This is a genomic window from Tsukamurella sp. II2bb, from assembly GCF_057815145.1.
In genome coordinates this window covers 290,434-304,830 of record NZ_JBYPZI010000002.1, presented here as the reverse complement: position 1 = coordinate 304,830, position 14,397 = coordinate 290,434, and the positions used below count along the sequence as shown (strand labels likewise).

General features: G+C 70.6%; 16 protein-coding genes. 2 read left to right on the top strand and 14 right to left on the bottom strand.

What is annotated here, in order from left to right:
- Positions 1-15 precede the first annotated feature (15 nt).
- Positions 16-978: a 5'-3' exonuclease gene (locus AC21LY_RS07480; protein ID WP_489045770.1), complete on the top strand. Its 963-nt coding sequence runs from the start codon at positions 16-18 to the stop codon at positions 976-978.
- A gap of 21 nt (positions 979-999) precedes the next feature.
- On the opposite strand, the gene AC21LY_RS07475 is transcribed toward AC21LY_RS07480, so the two are convergent.
- The 10 genes from AC21LY_RS07475 to AC21LY_RS07430 all read right to left on the bottom strand — a co-directional run bounded on the left by AC21LY_RS07475 (position 1,000) and on the right by AC21LY_RS07430 (position 10,934).
- Entirely contained in the window at positions 1,000-1,641 is a 642-nt protein-coding gene (locus tag AC21LY_RS07475; protein WP_489045769.1) for a DUF4333 domain-containing protein, read from the bottom strand.
- A 69-nt stretch (positions 1,642-1,710) separates the two neighbouring features.
- A complete protein-coding gene (locus tag AC21LY_RS07470; protein WP_489045768.1) occupies positions 1,711-4,473 on the bottom strand; it encodes a DEAD/DEAH box helicase in 2,763 nt (920 codons plus the stop codon).
- Positions 4,460-5,467: a twin-arginine translocase subunit TatC gene (tatC, locus tag AC21LY_RS07465; RefSeq protein ID WP_489045767.1), complete on the bottom strand. Its 1,008-nt coding sequence runs from the start codon at positions 5,465-5,467 to the stop codon at positions 4,460-4,462. The genes AC21LY_RS07470 and tatC overlap by 14 nt, the downstream gene beginning before the upstream one ends.
- Positions 5,468-5,482: 15 nt before the next feature.
- A complete protein-coding gene (gene tatA, locus AC21LY_RS07460) occupies positions 5,483-5,734 on the bottom strand; it encodes a Sec-independent protein translocase subunit TatA (RefSeq protein ID WP_489045766.1) in 252 nt (83 codons plus the stop codon).
- A 96-nt stretch (positions 5,735-5,830) separates the two neighbouring features.
- The gene (locus tag AC21LY_RS07455) at positions 5,831-6,805 is read right to left on the bottom strand and encodes a helix-turn-helix transcriptional regulator (protein ID WP_489045765.1); all 975 of its coding nucleotides are present in this window, start codon (positions 6,803-6,805) and stop codon (positions 5,831-5,833) included.
- Complete coding sequence (locus tag AC21LY_RS07450) at positions 6,802-7,776, bottom strand: helix-turn-helix transcriptional regulator (protein WP_489045764.1); 975 nt, start codon at positions 7,774-7,776, stop codon at positions 6,802-6,804. Before AC21LY_RS07450 ends, AC21LY_RS07455 begins: the two co-directional genes overlap by 4 nt.
- Positions 7,777-7,828: 52 nt before the next feature.
- Positions 7,829-9,187, bottom strand: a complete 1,359-nt coding sequence (pafA, locus tag AC21LY_RS07445) for a Pup--protein ligase (RefSeq protein WP_489045763.1) — start codon at positions 9,185-9,187, stop codon at positions 7,829-7,831.
- Between the two features lie 63 nt (positions 9,188-9,250).
- Positions 9,251-9,970, bottom strand: coding sequence for a proteasome subunit alpha (gene prcA / locus AC21LY_RS07440; RefSeq protein WP_489045762.1), 720 nt, complete (start codon positions 9,968-9,970; stop codon positions 9,251-9,253).
- A complete protein-coding gene (gene prcB / locus AC21LY_RS07435) occupies positions 9,967-10,743 on the bottom strand; it encodes a proteasome subunit beta (protein WP_489045761.1) in 777 nt (258 codons plus the stop codon). The genes prcA and prcB overlap by 4 nt, the downstream gene beginning before the upstream one ends.
- Positions 10,740-10,934 carry a ubiquitin-like protein Pup gene (locus AC21LY_RS07430; RefSeq protein ID WP_489045760.1) on the bottom strand — a complete coding sequence of 65 codons (195 nt, stop codon included), beginning with the start codon at positions 10,932-10,934 and terminating at the stop codon, positions 10,740-10,742. The genes prcB and AC21LY_RS07430 overlap by 4 nt, the downstream gene beginning before the upstream one ends.
- 72 nt (positions 10,935-11,006) lie before the next feature.
- Here AC21LY_RS07430 and AC21LY_RS07425 point away from each other — a divergent pair, with 72 nt between their 5' ends.
- A complete protein-coding gene (locus AC21LY_RS07425; RefSeq protein WP_489045759.1) occupies positions 11,007-11,393 on the top strand; it encodes a hypothetical protein in 387 nt (128 codons plus the stop codon).
- Positions 11,394-11,469: 76 nt separating this feature from the next.
- Here AC21LY_RS07425 and AC21LY_RS07420 read toward each other — a convergent pair whose 3' ends face one another.
- From AC21LY_RS07420 to dop, 4 genes are read right to left on the bottom strand one after another with little or no spacing between them, the layout of a single operon-like run.
- Entirely contained in the window at positions 11,470-12,159 is a 690-nt protein-coding gene (locus tag AC21LY_RS07420; RefSeq protein ID WP_489045758.1) for a hypothetical protein, read from the bottom strand.
- Between the two features lie 45 nt (positions 12,160-12,204).
- Entirely contained in the window at positions 12,205-12,651 is a 447-nt protein-coding gene (locus AC21LY_RS07415) for a nitroreductase family deazaflavin-dependent oxidoreductase (protein ID WP_489045757.1), read from the bottom strand.
- On the bottom strand, positions 12,651-12,794 hold the full coding sequence (locus AC21LY_RS07410; RefSeq protein WP_489045756.1) for a hypothetical protein: 144 nt from the start codon (positions 12,792-12,794) through the stop codon (positions 12,651-12,653). The genes AC21LY_RS07415 and AC21LY_RS07410 overlap by 1 nt, the downstream gene beginning before the upstream one ends.
- Before the next feature lie 55 nt (positions 12,795-12,849).
- The gene (dop, locus tag AC21LY_RS07405) at positions 12,850-14,340 is read right to left on the bottom strand and encodes a depupylase/deamidase Dop (protein WP_489045755.1); all 1,491 of its coding nucleotides are present in this window, start codon (positions 14,338-14,340) and stop codon (positions 12,850-12,852) included.
- Between the last annotated feature and the right edge of the window lie 57 nt (positions 14,341-14,397).

The window sequence follows — 14,397 nt, the reverse complement described above, 5'->3', positions numbered from 1 at the left end:
CTCGATTGTGACACCATGCTTCCCGTGACGAACGACGCGCGCCCGCTGATGCTGCTCGACTCCGCCGGGCTCTGGTTCCGGGCCTTCTACGCCATCCCGGACAAGGTGAAGTCCGCCGACGGGCGGTCGGTCAACGCGCTGCGCGGCTTCCTCGACATGACCTCGCAGCTGATCGCGACGCACCGGCCGGGCCGCCTCGTGGCGTGCCTGGACCTGGACTGGCGGCCCGCCTTCCGCGTCGAGCTGCTGCCCACGTACAAGACCCATCGCGTGGCCGTCGATGCTGACGGCGCGGAGAGCGGAGCCGAGGAGGTGCCGGACACCCTCACCCCGCAGGTCGACATGATCCTCGAGGTGCTCGACGCCGTCGGCATCGCGACGGGCGGCGCCGTCGGCCTGGAGGCGGACGACGTTCTCGGCACCCTCGCCGCCCGAGAGCGGACGGATCCGGTGATCGTGGTTTCCGGCGACCGGGACCTGCTGCAGGTCGCCGACGATGCCGCGCCCGGCGTCCGGTGCCTCTACATCGGCCGCGGCATCGCCAAGGCGGAGATGTTCGGTCCGGCCGAGGTCGCGGAGCGGTACGGGCTGCCGGTGGAGCGGGCGGGCGAGGCGTACGCGGAACTCGCACTGCTGCGCGGCGACCCGTCCGACGGGCTGCCCGGCGTACCGGGGATCGGCGAGAAGACCGCATCGAAACTGCTGCTGCAGTACGGCTCCCTCGCCGCGATCCGGGAGGCCGCCGCGGCGACGCCGTCGCCCCTGCCGGCGCGCGCCGCGACGTCGATCGCCGGCTCCGCGGGTTACCTCGACGCGGCGTGGGACGTGGTGTGGGTGCGCCGGGACGCGGACGTCGCGCTCTCGGGCTCCGATGCACTGCCCCGCGAAGCACGCGATCCGCAGCGCCTGGCCGAGTTGGCCGAGGAGCTGCGGATCGGAGCGCAGGTGGAGCGACTGCTCGCCGCCCTCGCGGGCTGAGCGGTCACCGGGCGGGGCGGCTCAGGAGGGGGCGCCCACCTGGTACTTGCCGCTGTCGTCGAGGACCTTGACGGTGACCGTCTTCTGCTTGCCGCCGACGGAGGCGGTGCAGGTGAAGGTCTCGCCCTCCTTGACCTTCACGCCGTCGGTCTTGCACGAGACGTCCTTGGTGTCGGTCTCGTTGTAGCTCTCCTTGAGGACCTTCGTCACGCCCTCGTTGACCTTGGCGTTGTCGAACTTCTTGCCGAAGAAGGCGCCGGTGGCCCAGCCGATGCCGACCACGATCACCACGATCGCGATGATCGCCGCCGCGGCGATCCCGACGATGAGCCCGGTCTTGGACTTCTTCGGCCCCTCCGGCTGGGGCTGGCCGAACTGCTGCCCGAACTGCTGGCCCGCGTACTGCGTGGGCTGACCGAACTGATCCTGCCCGAACTGGGGCGGCTGCGGCGGCTGGTACCCGCCGAACTGCTGGCCCTGCGGCTGCGGCTGCCCCCACTGGCCCTGGTACTGCGGCGAGATCTGGGTCTGATCACCCGACGGGGCGCCGTAGCCCTGCTGGCCGTACTGGGGCGCGATCTGGGTCTGATCCTGCGGCGGCTGCTGGCCGGGCTGCTGCCAGCCCTGCTGCGCCCACTGGTTCGGATCCTGCGGGTTGCTCATCTGTCCATCCTCCCCTGTCGCAGGCCGACGGCCGACGACGTTCGCATCTTCGGTCAAGATACCCGATGATCACCCGGATTCCGCGACCACGCCGCGCCGGACCGCCGCGATCGCCGCGGTCGCGACGCCGGCGAGGCCGGGACGGGTGTCGTACGAGGTCTGCTTGATCTGATCGAGCAGGTCGATCACCTGTCGGCACCACCGGACGAAGTCGCCCGCGGGCAGCGGCCGCCCGCGTTCGCCGGCGGCCAGGAGCACCGCGGCCAGCGTGCCGCCGCTCGCCCACTGGTGCAGGGGGGCGGCGAAGCCGATGTCCGGCTCCCGGCTCGGCTCGAGCCGGTGCGCCGCCTCGGCGGCGACGATGTCGGCCCACCGGTCGGCGATGTCACGGATCGCCGAACGCACGGCCCCGGGGACCTTCTCCCCCGTGAGCAGCATGCCGCCGCGCTCCCCGCGGGACTCGAAGACCAGGGTGCTGACCACGGCGGCGAGCCCGGCCGCGTCGAGGCCGTCGAAGACGCCGTCCTCGATGCACTCGCACACCAGCAGGTCGGACTCGCTGTAGACCCGGGCCAGACGGTGCCCGGACTCCGTCAGCTCGGGCTCACCGTCGACGTTCGCGATGTACCCGCGGTCGGAGAGGAGCGCCACGATGCGTTCGAAGGTGACGGCGAGCGACGAGGTGGTGGCGCGCACCGTCGCCGCGGAGGAGGTGACCTCGCGTTCCAGGCGTGCGTACCGCTCGGCGAGGCGGTCGAGCTCCGGGGCCCGCGTCCCCGTATGGGCCGGATGGGCTCGCATGCGGGCGCGCAGGTCCGCGAGCTGGGAGTCGGACGCAGCCGGACGGTGCGCCTTCGCCTGCTGTCGGGGGGCCGAGATCGCGCTGTTGCGCAGCGTCGAGGCCAGGTCCCGCTTGCCCCGGCCGGAACGGTAATCGGCGTTGCGGGGCACCCGGAGCGTGCCGAGGACCTGGATCTCGCCGACGAAGTCGCCGGTGCCGACGCGCCCCGACCAGCTGCTCTCGGAGACGACGACCGGCTTGGGGTCGCGCCGGTCGCCGGAGGGCTCGACGACGAGGGCCAGGCCCCGTCGGCGACCGCCGGTCACCGCGATGACATCGCCCCGGCGCAGCTCGGCGAGCGCGGTAGCGGCGCCGTCGCGGCGGTCCGCCAGGTGCTCGCGGCGCAGCGACCGCTCGCGCGCCCGCACGGCCTCCCGGAGCCGGACGTACTCGAGGTAGTCGGCGCCGCCCGCGGCCTCGGTGATCTGCGCCTGCAGGGTCGCGAGCTCCTTCTCCCCGCGCTCGACGCGCTTGGCCAGGCCGACCACGGACCGGTCGGCCTGGAACTGCGCGAAGCTCGCCTCCAGGAGCCGCTCGGCCCCCTCCCGCCCGAGGCGATCGAGCAGGTTGATCGACATGTTGTAGCCGGGCGAGAACGAGCTGACCAGCGGGAACGTGCGGGCCCCGGCGAGGCCGGCCACCTCCTGCGGGCGCACGCCGGTCTGCCAGAGCACGACGGCGTGGCCCTCGATGTCGATGCCGCGGCGTCCGGCCCGGCCGGTGAGCTGCGTGTACTCGCCCGGCGTGAGCTCGACGTGGGACTCGCCGTTGTACTTGACCAGGCGCTCGAGGACGACGGTGCGTGCCGGCATGTTGATGCCGAGCGCGAGGGTCTCGGTGGCGAAGACGGCCCGGACCAGGCCTTTGACGAAGAGTTCCTCGACCGCGTGCCGGAAGGCCGGGAGCATCCCGGCGTGGTGCGCCGCGAAACCGCGGAGCAGGGCCGCGCGCCATTCCTCGTAGCCGAGGAGGTCCAGGTCGGCGGGCGAGAACTCGGCGACGTGCTTGTCGATGATCCGGCCGATCTCCTCGGCCTGCGCCTGGTCGGTGAGGACGACCGGCGAGCGCAGGCACTGGGTCAGCGCCTGCTCGCAGCCCGAGCGGGAGAAGACGAAGGTGATCGCCGGCAGCAGCCCCTCGGCGTCGAGGAGCGCGATGACATCCGGGCGCGGGATGGGGCGGCGCACCGCCTGCGGGCGACCCCGCCCGCCGGCGCGGCGTCCCGTGCGGCTGTTGATGCCGGGATCGAAGCTGCGGTCGAGCGATTCGCGCTGCTTGACGTAGCGCACCAGGTCGGCGTCGAGGACGAGGTTGCGCGCGGTGGAGTCGTGCCCCGTTCCATTGCCGGTGCGCAGCGCTTTCGTGTCGAAGAGGTCGAAGAGCTTGCGGCCGACGAGCATGTGCTGCCACAGCGGCACCGGCCGGTGCTCGTCGACGATCACCTCGGTGCTGCCGCGGACCTCGGTGATCCACGCACCGAACTCCTCGGCGTTGGAGACCGTGGCAGACAGGCTGACCAGGCGCACGTCCTGCGGGAGGTGCAGGATCACCTCCTCCCACACCGCGCCGCGGAACCGGTCCGCGAGATAGTGCACCTCGTCCATCACCACGTGGCTCAGGCCGTCGAGGGTGGTCGAGTTCGCGTAGAGCATGTTCCGGAGCACCTCGGTGGTCATCACGACCACGGGCGCCGACGAGTTGATCGCCGTGTCGCCGGTGAGGAGGCCGACGTTCTGCGCGCCGTACCGCGCCGTCAGTTCGGCGTGCTTCTGGTTGGAGAGCGCCTTGATCGGCGTGGTGTAGAAGCACTTGGTGCCGGCCGCGAGCGCCAGATGCACCGCGAACTCTCCGACGACGGTCTTGCCCGCGCCCGTCGGGGCGCAGACGAGGACGCCGCGCCCCCGCTCCAGCGCCTCGCAGCCCTGGACCTGGAACGGGTCGAGGGTGAAGTCGAGGGCGGCGGCGAAGGTCTCCAGCTCAGAGGATGTCATCGAACCCCGAACGCGGGATCGAGGTGCGGGTCGTCCGCTGCGCGGGGCCGACCGGATCCGGGGCCGCCACCGCGCTGCTCGTCGCGCCCGGGGACGCGGCGATCGGCTGCGGGGCCGACGGTGCCGGCGACGCCGTCTCGTCATCGAGCTCGCCCGTCCAGGCGTCCCCGCCGACGGTGCGCTTGGCCTTGAGCCGGTCGTGGAACCGCGCGAACTGGATCGACAGTTCGAGCAGGACGGCGAGCGCTGCGCCCAGCGCGAGCATCGTGAACGGATCGCCGGACGGGGTGATCACGGCCGAGAAGATGAACATCGACAGCAGCAGGCCGCGGCGCCATTTCACCAGCTTGGTGTACGGCAGCACACCGACGAGGTTCAGCGCCACGATGAAGAGCGGCAGCTCGAAGCTGACGCCGAAGATGGCCATCACGGTGAGCACGAAGCTGAAGTACTCCGGCCCCTGGAGCGCCGTCACCTGGGTCTCGTTGCCGACGGTGAGGAAGAAGTTGAAGGCGCTGGTGATCATGAAGTAGCCGAGCACCGCGCCGCTGATGAACAGGGTGCCGCCGAGGCTCACGAAGATCGCGGTGTACCGCTTCTCCTTGCGGTGCAGGGCGGGCACGATGAACGCCCAGATCTGGTAGAGCCACACCGGGCAGGCCAGCAGCACGCCCGTGGCCACGGCCACCTTGAGGCGCAGGTTGAACTGGTCGAAGACGCCGGTCGCCAACAGCCGGCACTCACCGTCGCGCGTGATCTCCGCGCGCGAGGTGGCGGGGAGGTCGCAGTAGGGCCCGGTGAGCAGGTGGCCGGTCGAGGGCAGCCCGAACGGGCCGTGGCTGTACCACCAGAAGCCGACGACCGACGTGACGACGATCGCCGCGAGCGACCACAGCAGCCGGGTTCGCAGCTCGTAGAGGTGCTCCACGATCGACATCGTGCCGTCGGGATTGACGACGGCACGACGACGACGCGGATCGAACGGGATCTTCAAAGGGGCAGGCGGCGGCTACGCCGACTTGTGATCGGCCTCGGACGGCTGCACCGTCTGGACGTCGATCGGCTGCTCGGTGACCTGCGCCTGCGGCTTCGGGGCGGGTGCCTTCTCGCCCTCGGTCTTCATCTCGTCCATCTCGCTCTTGAAGATGCGCATCGACCGGCCGAGCCCGCGGGCCGCATCCGGCAGCTTCTTACCACCGAACAGGATCAGCAGAACGACGGCGATGACGATCCATGCCCAAGGAGAATGGGTGAGCCCCATGATGCTGCCTCACTAACTTCGCGAATAACTCTCATCGAGACTACCGGACGCGTGGAGCGTCGATCGCTGTGAATCCGCTGGGCGGACATGTCCAGTTCATGAATAGTTGGCGAGCCCCGCGGCGGCGCGCTCGGCGACGGCGTCGGCGAGCGACTGCGGGCCGAGCACCGTCACCTCACCGCCGAAGCTGAGGACGAAGCGGACCATCCAGGCCTGCGTCGCGTACTGCATCGTCGCGGTGACCGGGCCGCCCGGATCGTCCGAGAGCACCGTGAACGGGTGGTACTCGAGCGCCCAGGCCGCGCCGGGCCCGACCTCGAGGGTCGCGGTGGTCAGCTCGCCGGGGGCGGCACCGTCGAACAGGCCGGACGCGGGTTCGACGTGCTGTGGCACCGAGGCGGGTTCGTCGAGGACGGTGACCTCGTCGATCCGGTCGAGCCGGAACATCCGCAGGCCCTCGCTGGCGCGGCACCAGGCCTGCAGATAGGTGTGCCCGTCGAAGGTGTCGAGCGCGATCGGGTCGACGTCGCGCTCGGTGGCGGCGTCCCGGGTGGCCGAGTAGTAGCGCAGGTGCAGGGCGCGCCGGTCGCGCAGTGCACCGCGGACGGTGCCCGCGATCGCGGTGACCGGTCCGTCCTCGTGCGCGCCGTCGATGGACGCGACGGTGCCCCGCCCCGCCCCGGCGACCGCGGCCTCCAGCTTGGCGATGGCCCGGAGCACGGCGGCGGGATCGGCGACGCCCGGGGCGTCCGCGAGCGCCCGGAGCGCGAGCAGCAGCGACGCCGCTTCCGGCCCGGTCAGCTTGAGCGGCCGGTCCAGTTTGGCGCTGAACTCGATGTCGACGCCCGCCTCGTCGTAGTTGATCTCGATGAGGTCGCCGGGGAACATGCCCGGCAGGCCGCACATGGTGAGCCCCGAGATGTCCTTGAGCAGCTGCGGCACGGTGACACCCAGGTCCGCGGCGGCGCGTTCCAGATCCGCGTCCGGGTGGCTGTTGAAGTACGGGATCACGTTCAGCCAGCGGGCCAGGCGCTGCATCTGCTTGGTGGGCTGCCTCGACGGTGTGCTCATCGCGCCCCCGCCAGTGCCGTGAGCCGGTCGATCACCGCGGCGCGCAACTGCGGCGGATCGAGGACCACCGCATCGGGACCGAGGCCGCAGACCTCCCGGGCCACCGCGTCCACCGAACGCATCTCCACCGACAGTTCCGTGCCGGGCCGGCCCCGGAAGGCACCGTCGGACTGCGAGGAGGCGAGGCGGCGCAGCCCGTCCCCCCGGCCCTGCGCGACCCACAGCCGGGCGGTGCCGACCGGATCGCGTTCCACGACGGTGGCCACGACGTGCGCGTGCAGGTCGAAGCCCTCGGGCGGTCGAATGGTGGCGGGGCTGTTGGTGACCGCTCCCCCGCGGACGCGGCTGAGCTTGAAGGTGCGGACGGCGTCGCGGGCCACGTCGTGCCCGACGGCGTAGGCGCTGCCGCGGAAGGTGACCACGCCCCACGGGTGGAGCGTGCGGTCGACGTAGGGCTGCGCGGGGTTCGCCCGATGCTCGAAGGTGACCTGCCGGCCCCGCTCGACGCCCTCGAGCACGGCCAGCAGGGCGGCTTCCGCGCCCCGGTCGGGCGCGATGCCGGGGGCGGCGCCGGGTCCGGGACCGTCGACGTCCATCCCGCCGGCGCGCAGCTTCTGCACGGCCGACTGCGCCGCCGCGGAGAGCTCCGGCGACTGCCACAGCGCGGCCGCGACGGCGACCGCGGTGGCCTCGTCGGGGTCGAGATCGATGTCGCCCAGGGCGTACTCGTCGAAGGCGATGCGGTAGCCGACGGCCGAATTGATCCGGGAGACGGGTACGACCGCGATCGGCACGCCGAGTTCCCGCAGGTCCGCCTTGTCCCTCTCGAACATGCGCTCGAAGGCCTCGTCGTCGGCCTCCGGGTCGTACCCGAAGACGTTCGCCCGAATGTAGTCCCGCTCCAGCGGACGTTGCGTGGAGAGGAGGCAGATCACCAGGTTGGTGAGACGCTCGATCCGCGAAGTTGCCACGTGTCGATCTTACGTTCTACTCGGACAGTTCGGGCGTACCGGCGCGGGCGCGTCACATCGACGCGATCAACCGCTCGACGCGCTCGTCGACGTTGCGGAACGGGTCCTTGCACAGCACCGTGCGCTGCGCCTGGTCGTTGAGCTTGAGGTGCACCCAGTCCACCGTGAAATCGCGGCCCGCCGCCTGGGCGGCCGTGATGAACTCCCCGCGCAACTTCGCCCGGGTGGTCTGCGGCGGAGTGGTCATCGCGGCCTCGACCGCCTCGTCGGTGGTGACGCGCGCGGCCAGGCCGCGGCGCTGCAGCACGTCGAAGACGCCCCTGCCGCGCTTGATGTCGTGGTAGGCGAGGTCGAGCTGGGCGATCTTGGGATCCGCCAGGTCCATCGAGTACTTGTCCAGGTAGCGCTGGAAGAGCTTGCGCTTGATCACCCAGTCGATCTCGGTGTCGACGCCCGAGAAGTCCTGCGATTCGACCGCGTCGAGCGTGCGGCCCCACAGGTCGACGACCTTGGCGAGCTGCTCGTCGGGCTCGCGGGCCGCGAGGTACTCGACGGCGCGTGCGTAGTACTCCCGCTGGATGTCGAGCGCCCCGGCCTGCCGGCCGGCGGCCAGCCGCACCTCGTGCCGTCCGGTGGTGTCGTGACTGACCTCGCGGATCGCCCGGATCGGGTTGTCCAGCGAGAAGTCGCGGAACTGCACGCCCGCCTCGATCATCTCCAGCACGAGATGCGCCGTGCCCACCTTGAGCATCGTGGTGGTCTCGGACATGTTCGAGTCGCCGACGATGACGTGCAGGCGGCGGTACTTCTCCGCGTCGGCGTGCGGCTCGTCGCGGGTGTTGATGATCGGGCGGCTGCGCGTGGTGGCGCTGGAGACGCCCTCCCAGATGTGCTCGGCGCGCTGGCTCAGGCAGTAGGTGGCGTTCTTCGGCGTGAGCAGGACCTTGCCTGCGCCGCAGATCAGCTGGCGGGTCACCAGGAAGGGCAGCAGCACGTCCGCGATCCGGGAGAACTCTCCCACCCGGCTCACGAGGTAGTTCTCGTGGCAGCCGTAGGAGTTGCCCGCCGAATCGGTGTTGTTCTTGAACAGGTAGATGTCGCCGCCGATGCCCTCGTCCTGCAGGCGCTGCTCGGCGTCGAGCAGCAGGTCCTCCAGGACGCGCTCACCGGCCTTGTCGTGGGTGACGAGCTGGAGCACCGAATCGCACTCCGCGGTGGCGTACTCGGGGTGGCTGCCCACGTCGAGGTACAGGCGCGAGCCGTTCTGCAGGAAGACGTTCGAGCTGCGGCCCCAGGAGACCACGCGCCGGAACAGGTATCGGGCGATCTCGTCGGGACTCAGTCGACGGTGCCCGTGGAACGTACACGTGACTCCGAACTCGGTTTCGATTCCCATGATTCGCCGCTGCACGTCACGAACATACCCCGCGGTCCGGACCGAGCGTCGCAGCACGGCCCGGACCGTCGACGGTGCCTACCCCAGCAGCTCCGCGACCCGCTCGTCCGACAGGCGCTTGAAGGCGCGACGGGGCCGGTCGTGGTCGAGGACCGCGACTTCGAGCTCGCCGGCCGCGAAGGTCTTGGGTTCCGCCGCCTGCGACGAGGACGAGCCACCGTTCGACGGTGCCGGGGCGCCGAGCGCCTTGACCGCGAGCGCGAACGCCGCGGCGAGATCCAGGCCGTCCTCGTACCCCTCGCTGAGCACGGGGGTGATCGTCTCGGTCTGCCCGCCCATGACCACGAACTGCTTCTCGTCGCCGACGGAACCGTCGTAGCCGACGCGGTAGAGCCGCGAGGCCGGGTTCCCGGGCCTGCCGACCTCGGCGACGCACAGCTCCACCTCGTAGGGCTTGGCCTGTTCGGTGAAGACGGTGCCCAGGGTCGAGGCGTAGGCGTTGGTCAGCGACCAGCCGGTCACGTCCCGCCGGGAGTACTGGTAGCCGCGCGTGTCGGCGAACTGGATGCCCGCGCGGCGCAGCGACTCGAACTCGTTGTACTTGCCGACCGCGGCGAAGCCGATCCGGTCGTAGATCTCGCTGATCTTGTTGAGCGAGCTGGGATTGTCGGCGACGAAGAGCACCCCGTCGGCGTACTTGAGCACCACGACGCTGCGGCCGCGCGCGATGCCCTTGCGGGCGAGCTCCGAGCGATCACGCATGATCTGCTCGGCGGAGGCGTAGTACGGGAAGGTCACTGCGCACCTCCCCGCGCCGCGATCACGCGGTCCGTCGCCGTGGCGACGTCCGCCTCGGCGATCTCGACGGCACCGTCGGCGGTGACGACGACGGCCGTCGGATACAGCTTGCGCAGCACGTCGGGACCGCCGGTCGCGGTGTCGTCGTCCGCGGCGTCGAACAGGGCCTCCGCGGCCACGTCCAGCGCGCCCTCGGCGTCCAGGTCGGGACGGAAGCGCTTCTTCATCGACGACTTCGCCCATGCGGAACCCGAGCCGATCGAGTGGTACCCGACCTCGTCGTGCCAATCGCCGGTGACGTCGTAGGAGACGATCCGGCCGCGGGCCTCCGCCTCGTCGAAACCGACGAGCAGCGGGACCGCGGCGAGCCCCTGCAGCGCGGCACCGAAATTGCTGCGGACCATGCCGGCGAGGCGGTTCGCCTTGCCCTCGAAGGTGAGCGGTGCGCCCTCGATCTTCTCGTAGTGCTCGAGCTCGACGGTGAAGAGCTTCACGATCTGCTTGGCGATACCCGCGGTACCGGCGATGCCGACCGCGGTCAGCTCGTCCGTCACGAAGGTCTTGACGATGTCGCGCTGCGCGATGAGGTTGCCCATCGTGGCGCGGCGGTCACCCGCCAGCAGCACGCCACCGTCGAAGGCGACGGCCACGATCGTGGTGCCGTGCGGGACGTCCGGCGCACCGTCGGACCCGGAACCCCGGCCGGGCAGCGCCTCCGGCGCCACCGCGGCGAGGTGCTCGATGAACGACGATCCGCCCTGCAGGGGCGTCACTCGCCACCCTTCTGCACGTAGGCGCGGACGAAGTCCTCGGCGTTCTCCTCGAGCACGTCGTCGATCTCGTCCAGCAGATCGTCGGTCTCGTCGGTCAGCTTCTCGATACGCTCCTGGCCGGCACCCGACGGGGCACCCGCGAGATCCTCGTCGTCCCCGCCGCCGCCACGCTTGACCTGCTCCTGCGCCATCTCGCTGCCTCCTTCGGGACCATCCGGGCCGCCCGGCCCGATGTTTCAACCCTACCGGCCTAGACTGCTCCCGTGGATCCGTACACGCCGCCCGGCATGCCCGAACCGGTGCTCGTCAGTATCGGCGACATTCATTGCACCCGCACGGATGTGATCACGCCCGCGGGTACCTTCCCCCTCGCCGGTGCGCAGTGGAGCGTGACCGATCACAGCGTGACCACGCGCGCCATCCCGACCTGGGCCGTCGTCATGGCCGTGGTCGGCGCAGTCGTGGTCTGCCTGTTCTCGCTGTTGTTCCTGCTGGTGAAGGAGGACCGGACGCAGGGTTTCGTGCAGGTCAGCGTGTTCGGCCCCGACGGCCGCTCGTACACCACCAGTGTCCCGGTCTACTCGCCGTTCGCCGTGCAGGACGTCTTCAACCGCGTCGCCTTCGCCCGGAACCTCGCCCTCGGCATGTAGGTCGACGGTGCGCCGCTCCTCGGTCTCGTGGCGGTGGTGGCGGCGGGAGCTGGACCGGCGTGGCCACGAGGTGTGGTCACCGAATCCGAAGGTGCGGCGCGACGCGCTGTATCTCACGATCAATCTCGTCGACTCCCGGCCGGAGGTCGACGGGGGTGCGGACGGAGATATCGCCGAATCGCCACACCAAGTGATGCACGAAGTAACGCCCGAGAGCTGGAACGAACGCCGCCTCCGGCGTTGTCGAGCGATGGGATACCTCGGACCAGCGCACGTACGCCGGCGAGCCGGTCGTGGTCGCGGTGCTCACGCCCTCCTCGCTGATCGAGACGAGCACCATTCGGCTCGCCCGCCACATTCCGGCGGTGTAACCGACGAGGTGGGCGTCGATCATCAGCGCGAACCCGGTGACGCTGAGACAGGTCGAAATCGAGCTCCAATCAGCGGGCGGACCGAGGTATCCGAGGGTCTGCCCGACAGCGGCCACCACCAGGATGCTCTGCATGACCGCGACGACCGCGACCAGGAAGAATCGGGGGCCGAGCCGACCTCTGACCTCCATGCCACCGACCAGTCGGAGAGCGCCGTGCCTGGGAACCGGGAGCGCTGCGGCCTGCATCGCCACGACGAGACCGCCCACGCCGAAGACCAGGCCGCTGGCGACATTGAACGGCACGTCCGAGGGCGCACCATGGACAGCCAAGGCGACACTGATGATCAACGCTGCTAGGAGGAGCGCGGAACTGCAGAACAGCGCGATGACCATCGGGCCGTACCTGCGAGGCGCCGCGAAAGAGTGTCGCCGCGCCATTCAGACCGGACGAAGCCGGACGACGGGGATCGGGCGGCGGGTCTTGCGCTGGTAGGCGGTGTAGCGGCCGCCGTTGTTCCGGTCCGCGAGATCCCAGAGGCGCTGGTAGTCGGCGTCGCCGGGGCGCAGGGCCTCGACGGTGGCGGGGAAGCGCTTCGTCCCCACCTGCACGTCAACGGTGCCGGCGGCGACCATGTTGTGGAACCACGCCGGGTTTCTCGGCGCCCCGCCCTTGGACGCCACGACGACGTAGTCGGCACCGTCGCGAGCGTACGTCAGCACGGTAGTCCGCGGCTCACCCGACTTCGCGCCGACGGTGCGCACGATCAGGCTGGGCACGCCGAAGAGGAGCTTGTGCCCGATGCGCCCGCCGGACCGCACGTACAGCTCGCCGTGCGCCTTGAGTACCTCGGGAAAGGCCTTCTCGTACAGCTTGCGCAGCAGCATCACTCGGCGTCCGTCCCGTGGAACATGCGTTGGATGTCGTCGTCCACCTCGAACGCGGCATCGTCGTACTCGAGACCTCCCGCGAGCCCACCGAACCGGACCGCCGTGGGGCCGTCGGCATCGCGAGTGTCCGCCGAAGTCATGCCCTGACGATACGGGCTCGGTGCAGCCCGGTCGAGGGCGACGATCCGAGCGGGTTCAGCCGCGCAGGGAGTCGACGAGCTCGCGGGCGGTGGCGGCATCGTCGAGCAGGGCACCGACGTGCTCCTTCGTGCCGCGCAACGGCTCGAGGGTGGGGATCCGCACCAGCGATTCGGCGCCGATGTCGAAGATCACCGAATCCCAGCTGGCCGCGGCGATCTCGCTGCCGAACCGGCGCATGCACTCGCCGCGGAAGTAGGCGCGGGTCGACTCGGGGGGCGTGGTGACGGCGTCCATCACCTGCTGCTCGGTGACCAGGCGCTTCATCGAGCCGCGGGCGACGAGCCGGTTGTAGAGCCCCTTGTCGAGCCGGACGTCCGAGTACTGCAGGTCCACGAGCTGCAGCTTCGAGGCCGCCCACCCCAGCCCCTCGCGCTGCCGGATGCCCTCGAGCAGGCGCAGCTTGGCCGGCCAGTCGAGTTCGTCGGCGAGGCGCAGCGGATCGTCGGCGAGCGTGTCGAGGACGCGGACCCAGGTGGCGTGCACGTCGAGAGCGCGGGCGTCGTCGGAGCCCTCGAGGAAGGTCCCGACCCGGTCCGCGTAGGCGCGCTGGACGTCCAGCGCCGTCATGGTCCGCCCGTCGGCGAGTTCGAGAGGCGCGCGCAGCGACAGGTCCCGCGAGACCTGGTGCACCGCCGTCACCGGGGCCGCGAGCTGCAGGTCCGACAGGTCGACGCCCGCCTCGATCAGGTCCAGGACCAGCGACGACGTGCCCACCTTGAGGTACGTCGAGGTCTCGGCGAGGTTGGCGTCGCCGATGATGACGTGCAGCCGGCGGTACTTGTCCGGATCGGCGTGCGGCTCGTCGCGGGTGTTGATGATGCCGCGCTTGAGCGTGGTCTCGAGGCCGACCTCGACCTCGATGTAGTCGGCGCGCTGCGAGAGCTGGAAGCCCGGCTCGTCACCGTTCGCCCCGATACCCACGCGGCCGCTGCCGCAGAACACCTGGCGGGTGACGAAGAAGGGCGTCAGGCCGGCGACGATCGCGGCGAACGGCGTGTCCCGCCGGCACAGGTAGTTCTCGTGCGTTCCGTAGGACGCGCCCTTGCCGTCGATGTTGTTCTTGTACAGCTGCAGCGTCGGGGCGCCGGGCACCGTCGACGTGTAGCGCGCCGCGGCGTCCATGACCCGCTCCCCCGCCTTGTCCCAGATCACCGCGTCGAGCGGGTCCGTCACCTCGGGGGCCGAGTACTCGGGATGCGCATGGTCGACGTACAACCGCGCCCCGTTGGTCAGGATCATGTTCGCGGCACCGATCTCGTCGGCGTCGATGATCGGCGCCGGCCCGCCGCGCCCGAGGTCGAAGCCGCGGGCGTCGCGCAGCGGGGACTCCAGGTCGTAGTCCCACCGCGTCCGCTTGGTCCGCGGCACCGCCGCGGCGGCCGCGTACGCGAGCACCGCCTGCGTCGAGGTCAGGATCGGGTTGGCCGACGGGTCCTTCGGCGCGGAGATCCCGTATTCCACCTCGGTACCGATGATGCGCTGCATGCGGCTCAGCCTATCGGTGCCCGTGCGTGCCGCTCCCGTCCGGGATCACCGGCGCGC